The organism is Mycobacterium asiaticum, assembly GCF_001673635.1.
Lineage (GTDB): Bacteria > Actinomycetota > Actinomycetes > Mycobacteriales > Mycobacteriaceae > Mycobacterium > Mycobacterium asiaticum_C.
The window spans coordinates 13,079-36,496 of the sequence record NZ_LZMH01000052.1; the positions used below are offsets into that span (position 1 = coordinate 13,079).

Annotated in this window: 24 protein-coding genes; 19 read left to right on the plus strand and 5 right to left on the minus strand. The window is 67.0% G+C overall.

The window, feature by feature from the left end; translation table 11 throughout:
• The first annotated feature begins 47 nt into the window (after positions 1 to 47).
• The gene (locus A5645_RS14935) at positions 48 to 1,274 is read left to right on the plus strand and encodes a PPE family protein (RefSeq protein ID WP_065130142.1); all 1,227 of its coding nucleotides are present in this window, start codon (positions 48 to 50) and stop codon (positions 1,272 to 1,274) included.
• A gap of 90 nt (positions 1,275 to 1,364) precedes the next feature.
• Here the strand turns inward: A5645_RS14935 and A5645_RS14940 are convergent, their stop codons facing one another.
• The 5 genes from A5645_RS14940 to A5645_RS14960 all read right to left on the minus strand — a co-directional run bounded on the left by A5645_RS14940 (position 1,365) and on the right by A5645_RS14960 (position 6,585).
• Positions 1,365 to 2,834, minus strand: coding sequence for a serine/threonine-protein kinase (locus tag A5645_RS14940; protein WP_253867010.1), 1,470 nt, complete (start codon positions 2,832 to 2,834; stop codon positions 1,365 to 1,367).
• Between the two features lie 306 nt (positions 2,835 to 3,140).
• Positions 3,141 to 3,338 carry a three-helix bundle dimerization domain-containing protein gene (locus A5645_RS14945; protein ID WP_065035942.1) on the minus strand — a complete coding sequence of 66 codons (198 nt, stop codon included), beginning with the start codon at positions 3,336 to 3,338 and terminating at the stop codon, positions 3,141 to 3,143.
• 87 nt (positions 3,339 to 3,425) lie between these two features.
• Entirely contained in the window at positions 3,426 to 4,439 is a 1,014-nt protein-coding gene (locus A5645_RS14950; RefSeq protein WP_065130079.1) for a zinc-binding dehydrogenase, read from the minus strand.
• Complete coding sequence (locus tag A5645_RS14955) at positions 4,439 to 5,626, minus strand: LLM class flavin-dependent oxidoreductase (RefSeq protein WP_155768021.1); 1,188 nt, start codon at positions 5,624 to 5,626, stop codon at positions 4,439 to 4,441. Before A5645_RS14955 ends, A5645_RS14950 begins: the two co-directional genes overlap by 1 nt.
• On the minus strand, positions 5,623 to 6,585 hold the full coding sequence (locus tag A5645_RS14960; protein WP_065130081.1) for an alpha/beta fold hydrolase: 963 nt from the start codon (positions 6,583 to 6,585) through the stop codon (positions 5,623 to 5,625). Before A5645_RS14960 ends, A5645_RS14955 begins: the two co-directional genes overlap by 4 nt.
• Positions 6,586 to 6,668: 83 nt before the next feature.
• On the opposite strand from A5645_RS14960, the gene A5645_RS14965 reads away from it, so the two are divergent.
• From A5645_RS14965 to A5645_RS15050, 18 genes are all read left to right on the plus strand, one after another.
• The gene (locus A5645_RS14965; protein ID WP_065130082.1) at positions 6,669 to 7,082 is read left to right on the plus strand and encodes a VOC family protein; all 414 of its coding nucleotides are present in this window, start codon (positions 6,669 to 6,671) and stop codon (positions 7,080 to 7,082) included.
• A 155-nt stretch (positions 7,083 to 7,237) separates the two neighbouring features.
• Positions 7,238 to 9,445 carry an ATP-dependent zinc metalloprotease FtsH gene (gene ftsH, locus A5645_RS14970; protein ID WP_065130083.1) on the plus strand — a complete coding sequence of 736 codons (2,208 nt, stop codon included), beginning with the start codon at positions 7,238 to 7,240 and terminating at the stop codon, positions 9,443 to 9,445.
• Positions 9,442 to 10,044 (plus strand): GTP cyclohydrolase I FolE, encoded by a 603-nt coding sequence (gene folE, locus A5645_RS14975; protein WP_065035948.1) that lies wholly within the window; start codon positions 9,442 to 9,444, stop codon positions 10,042 to 10,044. The genes ftsH and folE overlap by 4 nt, the downstream gene beginning before the upstream one ends.
• Positions 10,041 to 10,883 (plus strand): dihydropteroate synthase, encoded by an 843-nt coding sequence (folP, locus tag A5645_RS14980; RefSeq protein WP_155768022.1) that lies wholly within the window; start codon positions 10,041 to 10,043, stop codon positions 10,881 to 10,883. The genes folE and folP overlap by 4 nt, the downstream gene beginning before the upstream one ends.
• On the plus strand, positions 10,876 to 11,277 hold the full coding sequence (gene folB, locus A5645_RS14985; protein WP_065035950.1) for a dihydroneopterin aldolase: 402 nt from the start codon (positions 10,876 to 10,878) through the stop codon (positions 11,275 to 11,277). The genes folP and folB overlap by 8 nt, the downstream gene beginning before the upstream one ends.
• A gap of 117 nt (positions 11,278 to 11,394) precedes the next feature.
• A complete protein-coding gene (gene folK / locus A5645_RS14990) occupies positions 11,395 to 11,895 on the plus strand; it encodes a 2-amino-4-hydroxy-6-hydroxymethyldihydropteridine diphosphokinase (protein ID WP_065130085.1) in 501 nt (166 codons plus the stop codon).
• On the plus strand, positions 11,895 to 12,374 hold the full coding sequence (locus tag A5645_RS14995) for a DUF3180 domain-containing protein (RefSeq protein ID WP_065035961.1): 480 nt from the start codon (positions 11,895 to 11,897) through the stop codon (positions 12,372 to 12,374). The genes folK and A5645_RS14995 overlap by 1 nt, the downstream gene beginning before the upstream one ends.
• Before the next feature lie 77 nt (positions 12,375 to 12,451).
• A complete protein-coding gene (locus tag A5645_RS15000; protein ID WP_065130086.1) occupies positions 12,452 to 13,738 on the plus strand; it encodes a DUF6779 domain-containing protein in 1,287 nt (428 codons plus the stop codon).
• A gap of 100 nt (positions 13,739 to 13,838) precedes the next feature.
• Positions 13,839 to 14,750, plus strand: a complete 912-nt coding sequence (locus A5645_RS15005) for a Rossmann-like and DUF2520 domain-containing protein (RefSeq protein WP_065130087.1) — start codon at positions 13,839 to 13,841, stop codon at positions 14,748 to 14,750.
• Positions 14,747 to 15,676, plus strand: a complete 930-nt coding sequence (gene panC, locus A5645_RS15010) for a pantoate--beta-alanine ligase (protein ID WP_065130088.1) — start codon at positions 14,747 to 14,749, stop codon at positions 15,674 to 15,676. The genes A5645_RS15005 and panC overlap by 4 nt, the downstream gene beginning before the upstream one ends.
• A complete protein-coding gene (panD, locus tag A5645_RS15015; protein ID WP_065034584.1) occupies positions 15,676 to 16,095 on the plus strand; it encodes an aspartate 1-decarboxylase in 420 nt (139 codons plus the stop codon). Before panC ends, panD begins: the two co-directional genes overlap by 1 nt.
• Positions 16,096 to 16,097: 2 nt before the next feature.
• Entirely contained in the window at positions 16,098 to 16,916 is an 819-nt protein-coding gene (locus A5645_RS15020) for a type III pantothenate kinase (protein WP_065130089.1), read from the plus strand.
• 33 nt (positions 16,917 to 16,949) lie between these two features.
• Positions 16,950 to 18,461, plus strand: a complete 1,512-nt coding sequence (gene lysS / locus A5645_RS15025) for a lysine--tRNA ligase (protein ID WP_065034574.1) — start codon at positions 16,950 to 16,952, stop codon at positions 18,459 to 18,461.
• A gap of 115 nt (positions 18,462 to 18,576) precedes the next feature.
• Positions 18,577 to 18,915, plus strand: a complete 339-nt coding sequence (gene lsr2 / locus A5645_RS15030) for a histone-like nucleoid-structuring protein Lsr2 (protein WP_036363110.1) — start codon at positions 18,577 to 18,579, stop codon at positions 18,913 to 18,915.
• Positions 18,916 to 19,195: 280 nt separating this feature from the next.
• Positions 19,196 to 21,730, plus strand: a complete 2,535-nt coding sequence (clpC1, locus tag A5645_RS15035) for an ATP-dependent protease ATP-binding subunit ClpC (RefSeq protein ID WP_065034573.1) — start codon at positions 19,196 to 19,198, stop codon at positions 21,728 to 21,730.
• A gap of 141 nt (positions 21,731 to 21,871) precedes the next feature.
• Positions 21,872 to 22,081, plus strand: coding sequence for a CbtB domain-containing protein (locus A5645_RS15040; RefSeq protein ID WP_065034572.1), 210 nt, complete (start codon positions 21,872 to 21,874; stop codon positions 22,079 to 22,081).
• Positions 22,082 to 22,099: 18 nt separating this feature from the next.
• On the plus strand, positions 22,100 to 22,843 hold the full coding sequence (locus A5645_RS15045; protein ID WP_065130090.1) for a CbtA family protein: 744 nt from the start codon (positions 22,100 to 22,102) through the stop codon (positions 22,841 to 22,843).
• A complete protein-coding gene (locus A5645_RS15050) occupies positions 22,840 to 23,406 on the plus strand; it encodes a histidine phosphatase family protein (protein ID WP_065034570.1) in 567 nt (188 codons plus the stop codon). The genes A5645_RS15045 and A5645_RS15050 overlap by 4 nt, the downstream gene beginning before the upstream one ends.
• The last annotated feature ends 12 nt before the right edge of the window (positions 23,407 to 23,418 follow it).

Below are 23,418 nucleotides of genomic sequence, written 5' to 3' on the forward strand. Positions count from 1 at the left end.
TAGCAGTGGATTTCGCGTTACTGCCCCCGGAGGTCAACTCCACGTTGATGTACTCCGGGCCGGGTGCCGGATCGATGCTGGCCGCGGCCACCGCATGGCAATCGCTGGCCGCTGAACTCCATGCGACGGCGGGTTCCTACCGGTCGCTGTTGTCCGGCTTGACCACCGGACCGTGGATGGGGCCCGCCGCGGCAGCGATGTCGGCTGCGGTCGCGCCGCACCTGACCTGGTTGGACAGCACCGCCCTGCTGGCCGAACAAGCCGGCGCGCAGGCCGCAGCCGCGGCCAGCGCCTACGAGGCGGCATTCTCCGGGACGGTACCGCCCGTGGAGGTCGCGGCCAATCGGGCGCTGCTGGCACAGCTGGTGGCCACCAACATCTTTGGCCAGAACACTCCGGCGATCGCCGTGGTCGAAGCCGACTACGCGGAGATGTGGGCGCAGGACGCCGGGGTGATGTACGGCTACGCCGGCTCGTCGGCGCAAGCGACGGCGCTGACTCCGTTCAGCTTGCCGCCGCAGGTGACCACCCCGACCGGTTTGGCCAACCAGGCAGCCGCCGTGGCGCAGGCTTCGGCGTCATCCGTGGCCTCGACCGTGCAGGATTTCGTCACCAACATGAACAGCTCGGTCAACAAGGCGCTAGCCGGACTTTCCGGGCTGACCAACGCGCCGCCGTTCCTCAAGGATCCACTGGCCGTGCTGGGATTAGGCAACACCACCTGGAACTCCAATGGTGACGGACTTGTGTTCCAGGGGGTCGTGGGAGACCTCATGGAGGGTTTGACCGGCTCTTCAACGTTGGACGCGAGCGTTTTCGCCGATACCTACATCAGGATGATCTCCCCGGTGCGTCTGACCTCCACGGCGATGAAGGACATTGACGGCCTGGGACACAGTTTCTTCCCCGCGGCCGCCCACGCCGCCGAAGGCGCGGCCAAGGCTGCGGAGGGAGCAGCAGCCGGTTTGGGCAATCTCGGCGGCCTGGGTGGTTTGGGCGGATTGGGCGGCGTGAGCGGGATCGGCAAGGCCGCGCAGATCGGTGGGCTGTCGGTGCCCAATGCCTGGGCAACGGCGACGCCGGGCCTTGGCCGGGTGGCGACGCTGCCGTTCAGCGGTGCCGGCGCGAACGCGGCCGTAGTGCCCGAACCCAGCCAGCACATGCTCGGCGGCATGCCTCTCACCGGCGGGCTCGGACGCGGCCTGGGTGCGGCAAACGCGCCGCGCTACGGCTTCCATCCCACAGTGATGACACGTCCACCGTTCGCGGGGTGAAGCCGCGAGGCTGCACAGGGGCTTTCGCGGTGTCGAACGGCGGGTTGACCATGGTTCACGGGCTAGCGGCCCGCACCGTCAGTTTGTGAGCTATCGCAGGTACTGCGGACAGTAGACACTGATCGCGGCGTTGACGCCGGCCGCGGCCTGGGCCGGGGTGATGCCTTGGTTGCTGTTCACGGTCGCGTCGGCGACTTCGTTGGGGCTTCCGCCGTTCTGCAGCACCGTGCACAGGTTACGACCGGTGTTGACGGCCACCGTGGGGTCAGTGACCGTGACCCCCGGGATCTCCGACACGAGATTGAGATAAGCCTGGTCGGGGCTGGGTGCAGACTGCTGCGGTGCCGGCGCGGCCGGTGCCGGCGAGGAGGGGCGCTGGGCGACCGGTATCGGTGCCTTCGGGGCCGGCGCATTGGGAACCGACGCCGGTGGCGGCGGGGCCGGTGCCGGCGCCGGCGGAGCAGATTCACCGACCACCGGGGCCACCGGCGGCGTGGGTGCTGAAGGTGGCGCGTGCTGTGCCACCGGCTGAGGTTGCGCCAGGGCGGGGGGTGCCGGCGCCTGTGCCCTCAGCTCACCCGGGCCGTTGTCATCCGGATAGCCGCTGGCGCCAAGAGCCGTCAGCGCAAGCAGGGTGGCCGCTGCCGCAAAGATGCGCCACCGCTGGGCTATTCCGCGTTCGGCGCCGGCGGCTGTGGGCGTGGGCGCCGAGATCGACGCCATCGGTGACCTGACCGCCAACGGTCTCGGCATGGTCGACGCCGAAGCTGCCGGGTGCCGGCCGGAGGTGACCGCCTCAGCGAATGCGTCCGCGAAGTCAGTGCACCGCGGGAAGCGATCCGCCGGGTCCTTGGCGAGGGCTGTGGCCAGCACCGGGTCGAATACCCGCAGCATCGGATGCGTCTCCGCCAGGGACGGCGGCGGCGCGCTCAGGTGGCGGCTGATCACCACCGCCGGATTGTTATGCGGGAACAGCGGCGACCCAGTCAGCAGATGGTAGGCGGTGGCTGCCAGAGCGTATTGGTCGGCGCGCCCATCAAGCGGTTCATCGGTCAACTGTTCCGGTGGGGCGTAGGGAACCGTGCCGATGGTCATGTTCGTCGCGGTCAAGCCGCTGGTGTCACCGATGTTCCGCGATATGCCGAAATCGCTCAACAAGATTCGTTGGTCGCCAGCCGCGGCCCTCGCGAGAAGGATGTTGGCTGGACTGACATCGCGGTGCATCAGATTGTGATGACGGTGCGCATAGTCGAGAGCGCTGGCGATCGCGGTGACTATTTGTGCCACTCGATCCGCTGGCATGCCCGCCGGATAGTGGTCGCGCAGCAAGCTCGCCGCGTCGGTTCCGTCGACGAAGTCCATAGCTATCCACAGCTGTCCGTTGAACTCGCCACGGTCGTTGATGCGCACGATGTTGGGATGCCACAGCGCGGCCGCCAAGTCCGCCTCACGAATGAATCGCTGGCGATAGTCGTCGTCGGCGGAGACCCCGCTGCCGAGGATCTTCAGGGCCTCTTGCCGCGGTAACCGCGGATGCTGGGCGAGGTAGACCTCGCCCATGCCGCCGGATCCTAGAAACCGCAGGACCTTATAACCGGCGAATACATCGTTCGCGTGCAACCCGATGCCGGGGCCTCCGTGGATCAACCGAATCACCGCACCGTTCGTAACCGAGTTCCCCGGCGCACGTCGGCGCCGGCGAAATCAGCATATAGCTCGAGTTCATCTGTTAGCTACCTTCCGTTCACCTAAACACACCGAAGGATTAACCCTCCGGAGGCTCGCCGAGGGCCCGGGCAAGGAGTGCCCTGGCAACCGACGCGGACAAGAGGTTTTTAGCGCGCCCGGATCAGTGGTTGATCGGTGCTAGGTCGCCGCCGCGAGTTCGGCGCGAGCGCGGCGCTCGATCAAGAGCGGAATGAAATCCCGAACGGTGCTCGGTTCGAATCGTGCGCGGGCGTTCCGGATCGCGCCGGCGACCTGATCCGGCGGCAGATGACCGTACATCGCGATGAGGCGACGCTCGATACGGATAATCATTTGTTCCTCAGCGATCTCCGCCACCAAGTAAGGGTCCGATATGGGGCACCCTCCGTCAACCGCAGATTCGACCGCGCCACATCCAACGGTCACTCGCTGGTTCCAGAGCCCCTACGGAGTCACCAGGATCTTGCAGTGCCGGTCCGGATCCGCCAGATCGTCAAAGGCCGCCCCCACCTGATCCAGGCCGACCTCGCCGGTGATCAACGGGCTGACGTCGATGTCGCCCTCGGCGATCGCGCGCAACGCGTCCCCGAACTCCTCGGGCGTGTAGGCGTTGACGAACTGCATATTGATCTCCTTGGCGGTGCCGAAGAACGGGTGAATCGCGTCCGGCTCCATGCATACCCCCGCGACGACAAGCCGGGTTCCGTTGCGGGCACGCCGCATTACGTCATCGATGATGCCGGGAACGCCTACCGCTTCGAACACCACGCGGGCTTTCACGGTGTCAAACGGCGAGTCCTGAGCCGGGTCCACCGTTTGATGTGCGCCCATCCTCGCCGCCAGCTCTCGCCGCTTCGGTGAGAAGTCCGATGCCACAATGGTTTCGACGCCCCGTACCTTCAGTGCGGCGATGATCGCGATTCCGATGGGTCCACAACCGATCACCAAGGCTGGCTCTTCGGCCCGTATTCTCGACTTGTTGACGGCGTGCAACCCCACCGCCATGGGTTCGGCCAAGGCGGCGTGTTTGACATCGACCCCGTCCGGGATGGGCAGCAGCAGCGGTGCGGAGAGCAACATCCGCTCGGCATAGCCTCCGAGCGCGGTGTTGCTGAAGACGATCGGTTGAACACCTTTGTCCGAGAGCAGGACCGGCAAAGAAGTGACCAGCGTTCCGGGCGGATGGGTCTCGGTGTCGGGTCCTGCCTCGAGCACCTCGGCACTGAACTCATGACCCATGAAGACGTCTCGCTCCACGTCGAGATCCATGCCGCCTCGACCGCGGGCCAACTCGTTGCTCAGCGCCACCACCTTGGCGCCGTGAGCGGCGAAATGCAGGTCGGAGCCGCAGATTCCGCAGGCGCGGACCGCAACAAGCACCTGTCCCGGGCCTGGCACGGGTTCCGGCAGGTCATCGCGGTAGACCATCCGCCCGCCACGCAACACCGACGCGCGCATCAGTTTTCGGCGCCGTCGTGCTCGGCGACGTGCTGGGTGATGGCCTGCACCACGGCCTGACCCGCGCGCCCGATCAGCTCTTCGCGCTTGTCTTTGGCCCACTCGTGGGACGCGCGGGGCGCTTCGAGTTGACCTTTGAAGTAGGGAATCACTTTGCGGGCGAACAAATCATAGGAGCGGAAGGTCGCCTGTGGCGAGGCCCAGTCGTGGCCCAGCAGCAGCAACGTGCCGAAACCGCCCGAGCGCTCCAGCAAATCCTCGATGTGCGCAATCGCGTCCTCCGGCGTGCCGATGCAGCAGTTCCCCTTGGCGGCATAGTCTTCGACGAACTCCCGGGGTGACTGCGCACCTTCAACCGTGTTGGCCAGGGGCACGAATCCGGCGGCGCCGAAATACTTGGCGAAGTCCATCAACCCGTAGGTGCAGTCCTCGATCGCCTGGTCACGGGTGTCGGCGATGTGCATGATGCTCAACACCCGCCAGTCGGTGCGGTCGGGCTCGGCCCGTCCCGCTTTGGCGGCCTGTTCGCGCACCACCTCCCAGGTGTTCTCCAGCGCGGCGTAGCCACCGGGCACCGACATCGACAGCGACAGCAGCGAGGTGCCCAACGCCCCGGCCAGCCGAGGTCCCGACGGGGAGATCATCGCGGCCGTGGATATCTCCGGATATGGCCAGGTGTAAGGACGAATGTGCAACTGTGCGTCGCGCAGGGTGAACCACTCGGTGTGGCGATCGATGCGCTCGTCGGGCGCGGCACGGAACAGCGCCAGGATCGCCTCGAGGGATTCCTGCATCATGCGTCGCTGATCGACGGGATCGATACCCATCATGTAGGCGTCCGACGGCAGCGCCCCGGGGCCAGTGCCGAACATCACGCGCCCCCGGGTGAGGTGGTCCAGCAGCACCCAGCGGTCCGCCACCATGAGCGGGTGGTGGTAGGGCAGCGAGACCACACCGGTGCCCAGCCGGATGTGCTTGGTCCGCTCTGCGGCGGCCGCGATGAAAACCTCCGGGCAGGCGATCAATTCGTAACCGCCGGAGTGGTGTTCACCAAACCATGCTTCGTCGAAGCCCAACCGGTCCAGCGCGACGACACGTTCCATGTCGTATTCCAGTGCCACCGTCGGGGACTGGCCGGTCGGGTGAAACGGCGTGATGAAGACGCCGAATCGCATTGGTGCACTCACCATTCCACTCCTCTGAGGAATTCCAACAACGCAGCGTTCACTTCGTCGGGCCGCTCCTGCTGCAACCAGTGGCCGGCGCCGTCGATCATCAGCTCGCGATACGGGCCGCTGACCACCTCTGCGGCCCGGTCTTTGCGGGTGAAGCTCAACACGGGATCGGCGGTGCCGCCGATGAACAGGCACGGCACCTCGATCGTGGCACCGTCCAGGTCCGCGGTGGTCTCCCAGTTGCGGTCCATGTTCCGGTACCAATTCAGCCCGCCGGTGAATCCGGTACGGCTGAATTCCGTGACGTAGTGGTCGAGTTCGTCCTGACTGATCCAGTCGGGGAGCCCGTCGGGCTCAGGCAGGCGGTCGATGAATCCCTCGGGTCCTGGTGCGAACATGCGCAGCGCCGCGTCCTGGTCCCCGGATAGCTGCAAACTCATCATCCCGCGCATCGTGCGGGCGGGATCACCATCGAGTTCGGCGTCGGCGACACCGGGCTCCTGGAAATACAGAATGTAGAAGAAGTTCTCACCGAACGTGCGCTTCAGGGCCACCGTGACGGGGCGTTTCGCGCGTGGCACCGGCGGGACGCTCAGTGCGGCCACCGCACCCACGCGATCGGGGTGCAGTAGCGGCGCGTTCCACACCACCATGGCGCCCCAGTCGTGGCCGATCCACGCGGCCCGTTCGGCGCCTACATCGTCGAGCAAGCCGGTGATATCGGCAGTCAGGTGGTGAATGTCGTAGGCCTCGATCTCCTCCGGTCGCGACGAGCCGCCGTAGCCGCGCTGATCCGGTGCCAACACGTGATAACCAGCCTCGGCCAGCACCGGGATCTGGTGCCGCCAGGAGTAGGCCAGCTCCGGAAACCCGTGGCACAGCACGACGACGGGCGCTCCGCGGTCGCCGGCCTCGATCACCCGTAACCGCACCCCGTTGGTGTCAACTAACCGTTCGGTAGAGGAGCCCATCGTCACACCAAATCACAACAGCAGCGGGCTGAGAAGGCTTGGCCGGTGGATATCGGCAGGGCTGCCGCGGATGATGGTTAGCCATGCGACTGGACCATGTGGTGCTGTGGACAAAAGACGTGCGGACAGCGATGGACTTCTACACCCGGGTGGTGGGCTTGGCGCCGGTGCGCTTCGACGAGTTCGAGTCCGGTACGGCGCCGTTCCCGAGCGTGCGGGTGAGCGAGGACTCGATCATCGATCTGATGGCGGCCGAAGGCGCGCAGGTCACCGAATCGATGACGAAGGTAGGGGGAAGCGCGGGCCATCGTGTCAACCACGTCTGCATCTCAATGTCGAAGTCGGAGTACGACGAATTGGATCGGCGGCTGCAGGCAGCCGGGATAGACACCAGCGCGCGGCTCGACAATTCCTTCGGTGCGCAGGGCTGGGCGCCGCAGGGTTACTACTTCCCCGATCCGGACGGCAATGTCATCGAGGCGCGCTATTACGACTGATCCCGGCAGCGAAGGTGAACCGGCCGCATGCTGGGCGGGGGTTTCGGGAACCCTCGATCGTTGTCCCGTTGGAGCCCGGCGATCGCCATGGGCGGTAACCTGGACATTTCCACTTGTGTGTATTGGGAAGGACCTGGCCGACTCGGCCGTGAGTGATGAACCGTAAAAACGTGATCCGCACGATGACGGCGGTCGCCGTACTGGTATTGCTCGGCTGGTCGTTCTTTTACTTCAGCGACGACACCCGCGGGTACAAGCCGGTCGACACCTCGGTGGCGATGGCCCAGATCAACAGCGACAACGTCAAGTCCGCGCAGATCGACGACCGCGAGCAGCAGTTGCGTCTGACCCTGAAGAAGGGCAACAACGACACCGAGAACTCCGACAAGGTCATCACCAAATACCCCACGGGCTACGGCGTCGACCTGTTCAACGCGCTGAATGCCAAGAACGCCAAGGTCGCCACGGTCGTCAACGAAGGCAGCATCGTCGGCGAACTGCTGGTGTATGTGCTGCCGCTGTTGTTGCTGGTGGGCTTGTTTGTGATGTTCTCCCGCATGCAGGGCGGCGCCCGGATGGGCTTTGGCTTCGGCAAGTCCCGCGCCAAACAGCTGTCCAAGGACATGCCCAAGACCACCTTTGCCGACGTCGCGGGCGTGGACGAGGCGGTCGAGGAGCTCTACGAGATCAAGGACTTCCTGCAGAACCCGTCCAGGTACCAGGCGCTCGGTGCCAAGATCCCCAAGGGCGTGCTGCTCTACGGCCCGCCGGGTACCGGCAAGACCCTGCTGGCCCGCGCCGTCGCGGGCGAAGCCGGGGTGCCGTTCTTCACCATCTCCGGCTCGGACTTCGTCGAGATGTTCGTCGGAGTCGGCGCCTCACGCGTCCGCGATCTTTTCGAGCAGGCAAAACAAAACAGCCCCTGCATCATCTTCGTCGACGAGATCGACGCGGTCGGGCGCCAGCGCGGCGCCGGGCTCGGCGGCGGCCACGACGAGCGCGAACAGACGCTGAACCAGCTGCTGGTCGAAATGGACGGTTTCGGCGATCGCGCCGGGGTCATCCTGATCGCCGCCACCAACCGCCCGGACATCCTGGACCCAGCGCTGCTGCGGCCGGGCCGGTTCGACCGGCAGATCCCGGTGTCGAATCCCGACCTGGCGGGTCGGCGGGCGGTGCTGCGGGTGCACTCCAAGGGCAAGCCGATCGCCGATGACGCCGACCTCGACGGGCTGGCCAAGCGAACCGTCGGCATGACCGGCGCTGATTTGGCCAACGTGGTCAACGAGGCGGCGCTGCTGACCGCCCGGGAGAACGGCACGGTGATCACCGGGCCGGCGCTGGAGGAAGCCGTCGACCGGGTCATCGGCGGCCCGCGACGCAAGGGCCGCATCATCAGCGAGCAGGAGAAGAAGATCACCGCCTATCACGAGGGCGGACACACCCTGGCGGCGTGGGCGATGCCCGATATCGACCCGGTGTACAAGGTGACCATCCTGGCCCGCGGTCGCACCGGCGGGCACGCGGTGGCCGTCCCGGAAGAGGACAAGGGCTTGCGCACCCGCTCGGAGATGATCGCCCAGCTGGTGTTCGCGATGGGGGGCCGCGCGGCCGAAGAGCTGGTGTTCCGCGAGCCCACCACGGGCGCGGTGTCCGACATCGAGCAGGCGACAAAGGTCGCCCGCGCCATGGTCACCGAATACGGCATGAGCGCTCGGCTGGGCGCGGTGAAGTACGGCACCGAACACGGCGATCCGTTCCTGGGCCGCACCATGGGCAACCAGGCCGACTACTCGCACGAGGTCGCCCGCGAAATTGACGAGGAGATCCGCAAGCTCATCGAGGCCGCGCACACCGAGGCCTGGGAGATTCTCACCGAATACCGGGACGTGCTGGACACCCTGGCCGGCGAGCTCCTGGAGAAGGAGACGCTGCACCGCCCCGAGCTGGAAGCGATCTTCGGTGACGTCGAAAAGCGGCCGAGGCTGACCATCTTCGACGACTTCGGCGGCCGGATCCCGTCGGACAAACCGCCGATCAAGACACCCGGGGAGCTGGCCATCGAGCGGGGCGAGCCGTGGCCGCAGCCGGTGCCGGAGCCGGCGTTCAAGGCCGCCATCGCGCGCGCCAGCAAGGCCGCCGAGGAAGCCAAGGGTGAGTCGCAGGGCAACGGTGACAGCGCCTCCCGCGGCCCCAACGGATCGCACGGACACACCCAGCCCGACTACGGCGCCCCGGCCGACTGGCACGCGCCGGGCTGGCCGCCGCGACCGTCGAATCAAGCGCCGAGCTATCCCGCCCCGGATACCGAGGACCAAGAATCCGACGAGCCGTCCGATCAGCGCGGCGGGAGGTTTGGATGACGCAACTGGATGCCAGGGGTACCCGGGTGCACGTGTTCGACCAGCAACGCGCTGAGGCGGCCGTCCGTGAGCTGCTGATCGCGCTCGGGGAAGACCCGGACCGGGAGGGGTTGCGCGAGACGCCGGCCAGGGTGGCCCGCGCCTACAAGGAGGTTTTCGCCGGGCTCTACACCGATCCGGCGTCGGTGCTGAACACCATGTTCGACGAAGACCACAACGAACTGGTGATCGTCAAAGAGATCCCGCTGTACTCCACCTGCGAACACCATTTGGTGTCGTTCCACGGGGTGGCCCACGTGGGATACATCCCCGGCGCGGACGGCCGGGTGACCGGGTTGTCGAAAATCGCTCGCCTGGTTGATCTTTTCGCCAAGCGACCGCAGGTGCAGGAGCGCCTGACCAGCCAGATCGCCGACGCTTTGGTGCAGCGGCTGGATCCGCTGGGGGTGATCGTGGTGGTGGAAGCCGAGCATCTGTGCATGGCGATGCGCGGCGTCCGCAAGCCGGGCGCTGTTACGACGACCTCGGCGGTGCGCGGTCAGTTCAAGACCGACGCCGCCTCCCGAGCCGAAGCGCTCGATCTCATTCTGCGTAAGTGAGTTTGGCGCCCGTGCAGGTTATGGGGGTGCTCAACGTCACGGACGACTCATTCTCTGACGGTGGCCGCTACCTGGACGCTGACGACGCCGTCCGGCACGGGCTCGCATTGGCCGCCGAAGGCGCCGACATCGTCGACGTCGGCGGGGAATCGACGCGGCCCGGCGCTGCCAGAGTGGCCCCCGATGTCGAAGCGGCTCGTGTCGTTCCGGTCATCAAAGCCCTTGCGGCGCACCACATCACCGTCAGCATCGATACCATGCACGCGGAGGTTGCGCGCGCCGCGCTGGAGAATGGCGCACAGCTGGTGAATGACGTGTCGGGTGGCCGGGCTGACCCGGCGATGGCGCCGCTGCTGGCTGAGGCGCGAGTGCCGTGGGTGCTGATGCACTGGCGTCCGGTGTCGGTCGAAAACCCGCACCGGGTACCGGATTACCGGGATGTGGTCGCCGACGTTCGCGCCGATCTGCTCGCCAGTGTGGAGGAAGCGGTGGCCGCCGGCGTCGACAGCGACAAGGTGTTGATCGACCCCGGGCTGGGATTCGCCAAGACCGGCCAACACAATTGGGCGTTGCTGCGCGCACTGCCGGAGTTGGTGGCCACGGGTTTCCCGGTCTTGATCGGCGCCTCACGCAAACGGTTCCTGGGCACGTTGCTGGCCGGACCGGACGGTGCGCCGCGCGCGGCGGACGGTCGGGAAACCGCGACGGCGGTGATTTCGGCTTTGGCTGCGCTGCACGGCGCCTGGGGTGTTCGGGTGCACGACGTGCGCGCTTCGGTCGACGCCCGCAAGGTCGTGGCGGCATGGCAGGGCGGGGAAGGGGACGGGCGCGATGGCTGATCGAATCGAGTTGCGCGGCTTGACAGTCCGTGGCCGCCACGGTGTGTTCGAACACGAGCGGCGGGACGGGCAGGACTTCGTCGTCGACATCACGGTGTGGATGGACCTCGCGGCCGCAGCCGCCAGCGACGATCTGGCCGACACCTACAACTACGCGGAACTGGCCCAGCTGGCCGTCGACATCGTCGGCGGAACACCGCGGAACCTGATCGAGACCGTCGGGGCGAACATCGCCGACGAGGTGATCAAGGACGAGCGCCTGCACGCCGTCGAGGTGACCGTGCACAAGCCGCAGGCGCCGATCCCGCACGGGTTCGACGACGTGGCGGTGGTGACGCGCCGGTCCCGGCGGGGTGGTCGGGGCTCGGTGATCCCGGCGAGCGGGGCGGTATGACGCGCGAGGAGCGGCGCCGCGCCGGCGACGATGCAGAGCGTAGCGATGAGGAGGAGCGGCGCTGATGACCCGCGCCGGCGACGATGCAGAGCGTAGCGATGAGGAGGAGCGGCGCTGATGACCCGCGTGGTGCTGTCCATCGGCTCCAACCTGGGCGACCGGATGGCCCGGCTGCAGTCGGCGGTCGACGGCCTGGGCGACACGGTGACCGCGGTGTCGCGGGTGTATGAGACCGACCCGTGGGGCGGGGTCGAACAGGAGCCGTTCCTCAATGCCGTGCTGGTCGCCGAGGATCCGGCGCGCGACGCCCACGCCTGGCTGCGCTGGGCGCAGGAATTGGAACGCGCCGCGGGGCGCGTCCGGGACGTCCGCTGGGGGCCGCGCACCCTGGATGTCGACCTGATCGCCTGCTATGACGCGCACCACGAGATCACGCTGGATGAGCCCGACCTGACGTTGCCGCATCCACGGGCGCAGGTGCGGGCATTCGTCTTGGTGCCGTGGCTGGACGCCGACCCGGCCGCCCAACTGAGCAGGCCGGTGCAGGAGCTCCTGGCCGAACTCGACCCCGAGGAACGCGCCGGAGTACGCCCGACGACGTGGACGCTGGACACCTGATGGGCCCCACCCGCAAACGCGACCTGACCGCGGTGGTCTTCGCTGCCGCCGTGCTGGGGTACCTGCTGATCACGGTGCTGTACCGGTATTTCCCGCCGATCACCGTGTGGAGCGGGGTGTCGCTGCTGCTGGTCGCCGTGGCCGAGGGTCTGTGGGCCCGAAACGTGCGGGCCAAGATCAACGAGGGCGAAATCGGTGACGCTCCCGGCTGGCTGCATCCGCTGGCGGTGGCGCGCAGCCTGATGGTCGCCAAGGCGTCGGCCTGGGTGGGCGCGGTGATGCTGGGGTGGTGGCTGGGCGTGCTGGTGTATTTCCTGCCGCGGCGGTCCTGGATGCGTGCGGCCGCGGAGGACACCGGCGGGGCGGTGGTGGCTGCCGTCAGCGCTCTGGCCCTGTTGGTAGCCGCGCTGTGGCTGCAGCATTGCTGCAAGTCGCCGCCCCAGGAACCGGGCGAGCAGGGCGAAGGAGCGGAGACCTAGCCAGTGGTCAACTCGGCGCGAGAATCGCCGCGCAGGCGCGACACGCCAACTGACCTCGCCCGGTACAGTCAGGGGCCATGACCGTTCTGTCCCGCGGCGCCCGGGTTCGGCGCGGCGGCCGCAGGCCGGGTTGGGTGCTCTTGACGACGTTGCTGGTCCTGGCAATCGGGGCCAGTTCCGCGCTGGTTTTCACCGATCGGGTGGAACTCCTCAAGCTCGCTGTGATCCTGGCGCTGTGGGCCGCCGTCGCCGGCGCCTTCGTGTCGGTGCTGTACCGCCGCCAGGCCGAGGCGGATCAGGCGCGGGCGCGCGACATGAAGCTGGTTTACGACCTGCAGCTGGATCGGGAGATCTCGGCCCGCCGCGAATACGAGCTGACCGTCGAATCGCAACTCCGCCGCGAGCTGGCCGCTGAACTGCGCGCCCAGGCCGCCGACGAGATCGCCGCGCTGCGCGCGGAATTGTCCGCGCTGCGAACCAACCTCGAGATCCTGTTCGATACCGATCTGGAACAGCGCCCGGCGCTTGAGACGCTGGGCGGGGATGCCGCACGGGCGCTGACGGACCGGGGTCGCAACGGCGCGCAGAACGGCGAGGCCCCGCCCGCCGACTGGGTGCCCAGCGATCGGGTCACGGCGGTCCGCCGCGACGAGGATCCGCTCACCCGGACCGACGAGGTTGCGATCATCGACGTCCCGGAAGAACCGCTGTTGCCGCCGCGGCAGCCGACGCCCGTCCAGGAGTACGTTCCCCCGGCGCAGCCTGAACCGCGTCATCGGCCCGCGCCGCCGCCGGCACCGCCCCCGCAGTTTCAGCCCCAGCCGCAGTTCCAGCCCCAGCCGCAGTTCCAGCCTCAACCGCCGCCCGCCCCCGAGCCGCAGCCCGAGCCGCGGCCGACCGAGTGGCAGCCGGTCACCGCTGCCGGGCAGTGGTTGCCGCCGGGATCAGCCGGCAGCCACTGGCAGCCCGAACCGCCCCCACCGCCCAGCCAGACCCAGGGCCGCAGGAGGCGTTACCGGGATGCCGACGCCGACGACACCGGCGAGACCGGCGAGACCTCTGGCGACTTCGCGGCCCAGTACGGCGGCGGTCGCCGCTCCCGCTCGCGGCACTCGGCGGAGTACCGCGACTACGGCGTGAGCAGCCTCGCCCGCGGCACCGAGTCCGTACCGGACGAGCCCCCGCCGCCGCCCCGACTTGCCCCGCCACCGGTGCCCGCGCCCCGGCACCGCAGCGCCGACGAGCTGAATCAGCAAGCCGACGAGGACGAACCGCCCAGCGGCGGCCAGACCGTCGCCGACCTGCTGGCTCGGCTGCAGGTCCAGCCCAGCGGAGGCGGCCGTCGTCGCCGCCGGGACGAGTGAACTGGGTCCCCGCCGCGTCATCGACTACAGTCATAGTGACCGTCCGGTACCCGAGAATCGGGACTGGAACGAAACGTAGAAATGTGTGAGGTCGTCTGCGATGGGGCAGTTCGACGGTTTGCGCCCGGCCAGGCTCAAGGTGGGGATCGTCTCCGCCGGTCGGGTGGGCACCGCGTTGGGAGTCGCGCTGGAGCGCGCCGACCACGTCGTCGTGGGATGTAGTGCCATCTCCCACGCGTCCCGGCAGCGGGCGCAGCGCCGCCTGCCCGACACCCCGGTACTGCCGCCGCCGGACGTGGCCGCGGGTGCGGAACTGCTGCTGTTAGCGGTTCCCGACAGTGAACTGGCCGGCCTGGTGGCCGGGCTGGCCGCCACCTCCGCGGTGCGTCCGGGCACGATCGTGGTCCACACCTCTGGCGCCAACGGCGTCTCCGTACTGGCTCCGCTGGCCGAGCAGGGCTGCATTCCGCTGGCGATCCATCCCGCGATGACGTTCACCGGCGCGGACGAGGACATCGCCCGGTTGCCCGACACCTGCTTCGGCGTTACCGCGGCCGACGACGTCGGCTATGCCATCGGCCAGTCGCTGGTGCTGGAAATGGGCGGCGAGCCGTTCTCCGTGCGCGAGGACGCCCGCGTCCTCTACCACGCGGCCCTGGCCCACGCGTCCAACCACCTGGTCACGGTGCTGGCCGACGCCCTCGAGGCGCTGCGGGCGGCCCTGCGCGGCGACGAACTGCTCGGGCAGCAGCCCATCGACAACCAGCCGGGCGGGATCGCCGAACGCATCGTGGGCCCGCTGGCCCGGGCGGCTCTGGAGAACACGCTGCAACGCGGTCAGGCCGCGCTGACCGGTCCGGTAGCTCGCGGGGACGCCGAGGCCGTCGCCGGCCATCTGCGGGCGCTCGAAGACGCCGACCCGCAACTGGCGCAGGCCTATCGAGTGAACGCGCTGCGGACTGCGCGCCGCGCCCACGCACCCGAAGAAGTGCTCGAGGTGCTGGCCCGGTGAAGCTCGGACACCCGCGCAAATTCAACCCCGGGGAACTCAATTTGTACTCGGTGCCCCGCGAAGTGAGCGACGTCACCCGTGCCCTGCGTCACACCGGCCGGCGGGTGATGCTGGTGCCCACCATGGGTGCGCTGCATGCGGGACACCTCTCCCTGGTTCGCGCCGCCAAGCGGGTGCCGGGCTCGGTGGTCGTCGTGTCGATTTTCGTCAACCCGCTGCAGTTCGGGGCCGGTGAGGATCTCGACGCCTATCCGCGCACCCTGGACGACGACCTCGCGCTGTTGCGCGAGGAGGGCGTGGACATCGTGTTCGCGCCCAGCGCCGCGGCGATGTATCCCGACGGCATGCGCACCACAGTGCAGCCCGGTCCGCTGGCCGCCGAACTCGAAGGTGCAGCCCGGCCAACACATTTCGCGGGGATGCTGACGGTGGTTTTGAAGCTGCTGCAGATCGTGCGGCCGGATCGCGCCTTCTTCGGCGAGAAGGACTACCAGCAACTGGTTCTGATTCGGCAGATGGTCGCCGACCTGAACCTCGATGTCCAAGTGGTCGGTGTGCCGACCGTGCGGGAAGCCGACGGGCTGGCGATGTCGTCGCGCAACCGCTATCTGGATCCGCGGCAGCGGGAACTGGCCGTGGCGCTCTCGGCGGCGCTGACCGCCGGTGCGCACGCCGCCGGCCACGGCGGGCAGGCTGCCCTGGACGCGGCCAGCGCGGTGCTCGATGCCACGCCCGGACTGTCGGTCGATTATCTGCAGCTGCGCGACACTGAGCTGGGTCCCGTGCCGCGCAACGGATCCGGCCGGCTGTTGATCGCCGCCCGGCTGGGCAGCACCAGACTTCTGGACAACATTGCAATCCAAATCGGTAACCTCGCCGGCACCTCCGGGCCGGACGAGTACAACCAAAATCAATGGAGGAACTGATGTTACGGACGATGCTGAAGTCGAAGATCCACCGCGCCACCGTCACCCAGGCCGACCTGCACTACGTCGGGTCGGTGACCATCGACGCCGACCTGATGGACGCCGCAGACCTGCTCGAAGGCGAACAGGTCACCATCGTCGACATCGACAACGGCGCCCGGCTGGTCACCTACGCGATCACCGGCGAACGTGGCAGCGGAGTGATCGGAATCAATGGCGCCGCAGCGCATCTGATCCATCCTGGCGACCTGGTGATCCTGATCGCCTACGGGACCATGGAGGACGCCGAAGCACGGGCCTACCAGCCCCGGATCGTGTTCGTCGACGCCCAGAACAAGCAGATCGACCTCGGCAGCGACCCCGCTTTCGTGCCCGACGGTGTCGACGAATTGCTCGACCCGCGCATCGGCGTGCGGTAGCCGTGCTGCTGGCGATCGACGTCCGCAACACCCACACCGTCGTCGGTTTGATCTCGGGGGGCAAAGAACACGCAAAAGTGGTGCAGCAGTGGCGGATACGCACCGAGTCCGAGGTCACCGCCGACGAGCTGGCCCTGACCATCGATGGGCTGATCGGGGACGATGCCGAGCGGCTGACCGGCACCGCCGCGCTGTCCACGGTGCCCTCGGTGCTGCATGAGGTGCGGATCATGCTGGATCAGTACTGGCCGTCGGTGCCGCACGTGCTGATCGAGCCCGGCGTGCGCACCGGAATCCCGCTGCTGGTCGACAACCCGAAAGAGGTCGGCGCCGACCGAATCGTGAACTGCCTGGCCGCCTTCAACAGATTCGGCAAGGCGGCCATCGTCGTGGACTTCGGATCGTCGATCTGTGTCGACGTCGTCTCGGCAAAGGGCGAATTCCTCGGCGGTGCCATCGCGCCCGGTGTGCAGGTGTCCTCCGACGCCGCGGCGGCCCGCTCGGCGGCGCTGCGCCGAGTCGAACTGGCCCGGCCCCGGTCGGTGGTGGGCAAGAACACCGTGGAATGCATGCAGGCCGGTGCCGTGTTCGGTTTCGCCGGATTGGTCGACGGTCTGGTCGAGCGCATCCGGGAGGACGTGAAGGGCTTCTCCGCCGCCGACGACGTCGCGGTCGTCGCGACCGGGCACACCGCGCCACTGCTGCTGCCCGAGTTGCACACCGTCGAGCACTACGACCAGCACCTGACCCTGCACGGGCTGCGGCTGGTCTTCGAGCGCAACCGGGATGCCCAGCGCGGCCGGCTCAAGACCGCCCACTGAGCGCGCCGAAGAGTTCATTTAAGCTGGCACGTCGTGAGTGCCGCCGATCGAGACCCTGACGAGGACCTTCCCGAGCAGTTCCGGATCCGGCGGGACAAGCGGGCTCGGCTGCTGGCCGAAGGCCACGACCCGTATCCGGTGGCCGTCCAGCGCACCCACACTTTGGCCGAGATCCGCGCCGCCTACCCTGATCTGCCGGTTGACACCGCCACCGACGATGTCGTGGGAGTGGCCGGCCGGGTCGTCTTCGCCCGCAACACCGGGAAACTGTGTTTCGCCACGCTGCAGGACGGCGACGGCACCCAACTGCAGGCCATGGTCAGTCTCGACAAGGTCGGTCAGCAATCCCTGGACGCCTGGAAAGCGGATGTCGACCTAGGCGACATCGTTTTCGTGCACGGCACCGTGATCAGCTCACGGCGCGGCGAATTGTCGGTACTGGCCGATTCCTGGCAGATGGGCGCGAAGTCACTACGGCCGCTACCGGTCGCGCACAAGGAGATGAGCGAAGAGGCGAGGGTGCGGCAGCGCTACGTCGACCTGATCGTTCGCCCGCAAGCACGTCAAGTCGCCCGGCAGCGTATTGCGGTTATCCGCGCGATTAGGAATGCACTGGAACGGCGTGGGTTCTTCGAAGTCGAAACACCGATCCTGCAGACGCTGGCCGGTGGCGCTGCGGCGCGTCCCTTCGTCACGCATTCCAATGCGCTGGACATCGACCTTTACCTGCGTATCGCCCCGGAACTGTTCCTCAAGCGCTGCATCGTCGGAGGTTTTGACAAGGTCTTCGAACTAAATCGGGTGTTCCGAAACGAAGGCACCGATTCCACGCATTCACCGGAATTCTCCATGTTGGAGACCTATCAGACCTATGCCACCTATGACGATTCGGCGGTGGTCACAAGAGAGCTTATTCAAGAGGTAGCTGACGAGGCGCTCGGGACCAGAGAACTGCCGATGCCCGATGGCAGCGTCTACAACATCGACGGAGAATGGGCAACGCTGCAGATGTATTCGTCACTCTCGGGCGCACTGGGTGAAGAGATCACACCCGAGACCACGGTCGAACGGTTGCGCTCGATCGCCGACCGACTCTCGGTCGAGATTCCTGAGGACCGCGGGTTCGGTCACGGCAAACTCGTCGAGGAACTGTGGGAACACACGGTCGGCAACAGCCTGACCGCACCGACGTTCGTCAGGGATTTTCCGGTCGAGACAACGCCTTTGACTCGCCAGCACCGCACTATCCCCGGCGTCACCGAGAAGTGGGACCTGTACGTGCGGGGAATGGAGTTGGCGACCGGATACTCGGAATTAAACGATCCGGTAGTACAACGGGATAGGTTCGCCGATCAAGCTCGGGCCGCCGCGGCCGGCGATGACGAGGCGATGCAACTCGACGAAGATTTTCTCGCGGCTCTCGAGTTCGGGATGCCCCCGTGCACCGGAACGGGAATGGGTATCGACCGCTTGTTGATGTGTTTGACCGGGCTGTCAATTAGAGAGACTGTTTTGTTCCCGATTGTTAGACCACACGCCAACTGAACTGCGCAAGATCGGCTCGGATTGAGGATTTTCCGCTGCTATGGCAGATTAGTAAGCGGGGAGTCTAAACAAACTGGACCTGTAACTGCTCAGGTAGAAACGCGAGGGTAAGCCAATGGCGAAGAAAGTCACCGTCACCTTGGTCGATGATTTCGACGGTGCCGGCGCCGCCGACGAAACGGTCGAATTCGGGCTTGACGGGGTGACCTATGAGATCGACCTTTCCAGTAAGAATGCGGCAAAACTGCGGAACGACCTGAAGCAATGGGTCGCGGCCGGTCGTCGGGTCGGCGGTAGGCGGCGCGGGCGGTCCGGCTCGGGTCGGGGCCGTGGCGCCATCGACCGCGAGCAGAGCGCCGCGATCCGGGAATGGGCGCGCCGCAACGGGCACAACGTGTCGACACGTGGGCGCATCCCGGCCGACGTCATCGACGCTTTCCACGCGGCGACGTAACCGGCGTAGATCGCGCTTACCGGCGCCCGGGCTCGGACGGCTCGGGCGCCGGTCTTTTCCCATTTCTCTCGGATTTCGCTTGAGGCGAAGCGATCGAGGGCGGGTGCGGGAAACGCATTGGGGTATTTCCTCGTTATTCTGTTGCGCTTCGGCACCGCGGCGCACTGCGAGGTTAGGAACCCTGGCAGGCCGACCATTACAGTGGTTAGAGGTGCACGCTGTCGGCCTTGTACCGACAATGAGGGAGTACCGAATGGTGAGGGAGAGCAGGTAACCGCGGATGTTCGAGAGATTTACCGACCGTGCCCGCAGGGTGGTCGTCTTGGCTCAAGAAGAGGCCAGGATGCTCAACCACAACTACATCGGCACCGAGCACATTCTGTTGGGTCTTATTCACGAAGGTGAAGGCGTCGCAGCCAAGTCGCTGGAGTCGCTGGGCATCTCCCTGGAAGGCGTGCGCAGCCAGGTCGAGGAGATCATCGGCCAGGGCCAGCAGGCCCCGTCCGGGCACATCCCGTTCACCCCGCGCGCCAAGAAGGTCCTCGAGCTGAGCCTTCGTGAGGCGCTGCAGCTGGGCCACAACTACATCGGCACCGAGCACATCCTGCTGGGCCTGATCCGCGAGGGTGAGGGCGTGGCGGCGCAGGTGCTGGTCAAGCTGGGCGCCGAGCTGACCCGGGTGCGCCAGCAGGTGATCCAGCTGCTGTCCGGCTACCAGGGCAAGGAAGCCGCGGAGGCCGGCACCGGCGGACGCGGGGGCGAGTCCGGCAGCCCGTCCACGTCGCTGGTGCTCGACCAGTTCGGCCGCAACCTGACCGCGGCCGCGATGGAGGGCAAGCTGGACCCGGTCATCGGCCGCGAGAAGGAAATCGAGCGGGTGATGCAGGTGCTGAGCCGGCGCACCAAGAACAACCCGGTGCTGATCGGCGAGCCGGGCGTCGGCAAGACCGCCGTCGTCGAGGGCCTCGCGCAGGCCATCGTGCACGGCGAGGTGCCCGAGACGCTCAAGGACAAGCAGCTCTACACCCTGGACCTGGGATCGCTGGTCGCCGGCTCCCGCTACCGCGGTGACTTCGAGGAGCGCCTGAAGAAGGTGCTCAAGGAGATCAACACGCGCGGCGACATCATCCTGTTCATCGACGAGCTGCACACGCTGGTCGGTGCGGGTGCCGCCGAGGGTGCCATCGACGCGGCCAGCATCCTGAAGCCGAAGCTGGCCCGCGGGGAGCTGCAGACAATCGGCGCCACCACGCTCGACGAGTACCGCAAGTACATCGAGAAGGACGCCGCACTGGAACGCCGCTTCCAGCCGGTCCAGGTGGGCGAGCCCACGGTGGAGCACACCATCGAGATCCTCAAGGGTCTGCGCGACCGTTACGAGGCGCACCACCGCGTGTCGATCACCGACCCCGCCCTGGTGGCGGCGGCGACGCTGGCCGACCGTTACATCAACGACCGGTTCCTGCCGGACAAGGCGATCGACCTGATCGACGAAGCCGGGGCCCGCATGCGGATCCGCCGCATGACGGCGCCGCCAGACCTGCGCGAGTTCGACGAGAAGATCGCCGATGCGCGCCGGGAGAAGGAATCGGCGATCGACGCCCAGGACTTCGAGAAGGCCGCCAGCCTGCGCGACCGCGAGAAGACACTTGTTGCGCAGCGCGCCGAGCGGGAAAAGCAGTGGCGTTCGGGCGACATGGATGTCGTCGCCGAGGTGGATGACAACGAGATCGCCGAGGTGCTGGGCAACTGGACCGGTATCCCGGTGTTCAAGCTCACCGAGGCCGAGACCACCCGGTTGCTGCGCATGGAGGACGAGCTGCACAAGCGGATCATCGGCCAGGTCGACGCCGTCAAGGCCGTCTCCAAGGCGATCCGCCGTACCCGTGCCGGGTTGAAGGACCCCAAGCGACCCTCGGGCTCGTTCATCTTCGCCGGCCCGTCCGGCGTGGGTAAGACGGAGCTGTCCAAGGCGCTGGCCAACTTCCTGTTCGGCGACGACGACGCCCTCATCCAGATCGACATGGGTGAGTTCCACGACCGCTTCACCGCGTCGCGGCTGTTTGGTGCTCCGCCGGGATACGTCGGGTACGAGGAGGGCGGGCAGCTCACCGAGAAGGTCCGCCGTAAGCCGTTCAGCGTGGTGTTGTTCGACGAGATCGAGAAGGCGCACCAGGAGATCTACAACAGCCTGTTGCAGGTTCTGGAGGATGGCCGGCTCACCGACGGGCAGGGTCGCACGGTCGACTTCAAGAACACCGTGCTGATCTTCACCTCCAACCTCGGCACCTCCGACATCTCCAAGCCGGTGGGGTTGGGCTTCACTCAAAGTGGTGGCGACAACAACTACGAGCGGATGAAGCAGAAGGTCAACGACGAGCTGAAGAAGCACTTCCGGCCGGAGTTCCTGAACCGCATCGACGACATCATCGTCTTCCACCAGCTGACTCGCGACGAGATCATCCAGATGGTCGACCTGATGATCGAGCGCGTGAGCAAGCAGCTCAAGGCCAAGGACATGTCGCTGGAGTTGACCGACAAGGCCAAGTCGCTGCTGGCCAAGCGCGGTTTCGACCCGGTGCTGGGTGCCCGGCCGTTGCGCCGCACCATCCAGCGCGAGATCGAGGACCAGCTCTCGGAGAAGATCCTCTTCGATGAGATCGGTCCCGGTCAGGTTGTGACGGTCGATGTGGACAACTGGGACGGCGAAGGTGCCGGCGAGGACGCGGTCTTCACCTTCACCGGCACTCGCAAGCCACCGGCGGAGCCAGACCTGGCGAAGGCCGGCGCCGGCGGCCCCGGCACGTCGGGATAGTCAGGCCGAGAACCCACCGGCTCAGCCGACGAGCTACGGAATCTGGTGAAATTCCAGAACGGTCGCGCCACTGTCTACAGTCAGACCCGTAGCCGTCACCAACTACCAGCGGGACGCGAAAATCCCAGAAGGAGTTTGATCGTGACGAATTCATCGACCGCCCGGGCCGGCACGGTTGACCTGTCGGCGGCCAGCGCGGCCCTGTGGCTGGCAGCCGCCACCGTGTTGGCTCTCTTGGCGATCTATTTCGTCGGCATCGAGCAAGGGGCGGTGTCACTGTTCGGCAGTGACGCGCACGTGCACGAATTCTTCCACGACGCAAGGCATCTGCTCGGGTTCCCCTGCCACTAGCCGGGCGGGCCTGAGGCAATGGAGAAGCGCCTGATCTTGCGCGGCCTGGTGGCCGGTGCGGTCGGTGCCGTGGCGGCATTCGTCTTCGCCCGCCTGGTCGCCGAGCCCGTGATCGGTCGGGCCGTCGATTTCGAGGAACGCCGCGCCGACGCCGCCCCCGGGGTGCACGAACACGGCGCGGAGTTGTTCAGTCGCGGCGTGCAGGGCAACGCCGGGCTGGGTTTCGGGGTCCTGATTTTCGGTGTCGCGATCGGTGTGCTCTTCGCGGTGTTGTTCTGCGTCGCCTACGGCCGCGTCGGAGCGGTTGCGCCGCAAGCATTTTCAATGCAGCTAGCGGCAGTCGCGTTCACCGTGCTCTATCTGGTGCCGTTTCTGAAATACCCGGCGAACCCGCCGGCGGTCGGCCAGTCCGGCACGATCGGATCCCGTACCGGGTGGTATCTGGTGCTGGTGGCGGCCTCGGGGGTGCTGGCGATCGCGGCCGCCTGGCTTGCTCGACGGCTGTCGGCGCGATTGGGCGCATGGCGCGCCGGGCTGCTCGGGGTCGGTGCGTACCTCGTGGCGGTTGCGGTGGTGGCGCTGGCGTTGCCGACGGTGCATGAGACCCCACCGAACTTCCCCGCCGATGTGCTTTACGACTTCCGCCTGGTCTCGCTCGGCACCCAGTTGGTGCTGTGGGCGGGCATCGGGCTGACCTTCGCGACGCTGGCGGCGCGGCTGCTGGGTGAGGACGCTGAGCGGGCGACGAGTTCGGCGGCGTGACCGGAGTTCTTCGGCTCACGTTGGTGTCGCACGCGATGACCGATGCGATGGCGGCCGGGCGTTTCCCGGTCGACGAACCACTCAGTGAGCTCGGACGAAAGCAGGTCGACGCGGTACGGGTGACCAGAGCACTCGGGTTGCGAGGTGAGGTCCAGCCGGTGAGCGCACCCGAACACCGCACCCAGCAGACCGCCCAGCTGTTGGGTCTGAGACCGGTTGTCGAGCCGCAATTGGCCGACCTGGACTGCGGCGGCTGGCGCGGACAGTCGCTGGCCGATCTCGGCGATGGCCAGCTGGGGCCATGGCTCACCGATCCAGCGGCCAAACCTCACGGCGGAGAGTCGGTGCTGGATCTCCGCGAACGGGTGGCGGGGTGGTTGGCGTCGCTGCAGGCGGCGACTGATCCGAGGCAGACCGTGGCCGTCACCCATCCGTCCGTCATCCGGGCGGCGATCCTGCTCGCCCTGGACGCCCCACCGGCATCGTTCTGGCGGATCGACGTGGCGCCGGTGAGCCGCACCGTGCTGCATTTCCGCGGGGCGGCCTGGACACTGCGGCTGTAAGCCTTTACCCGA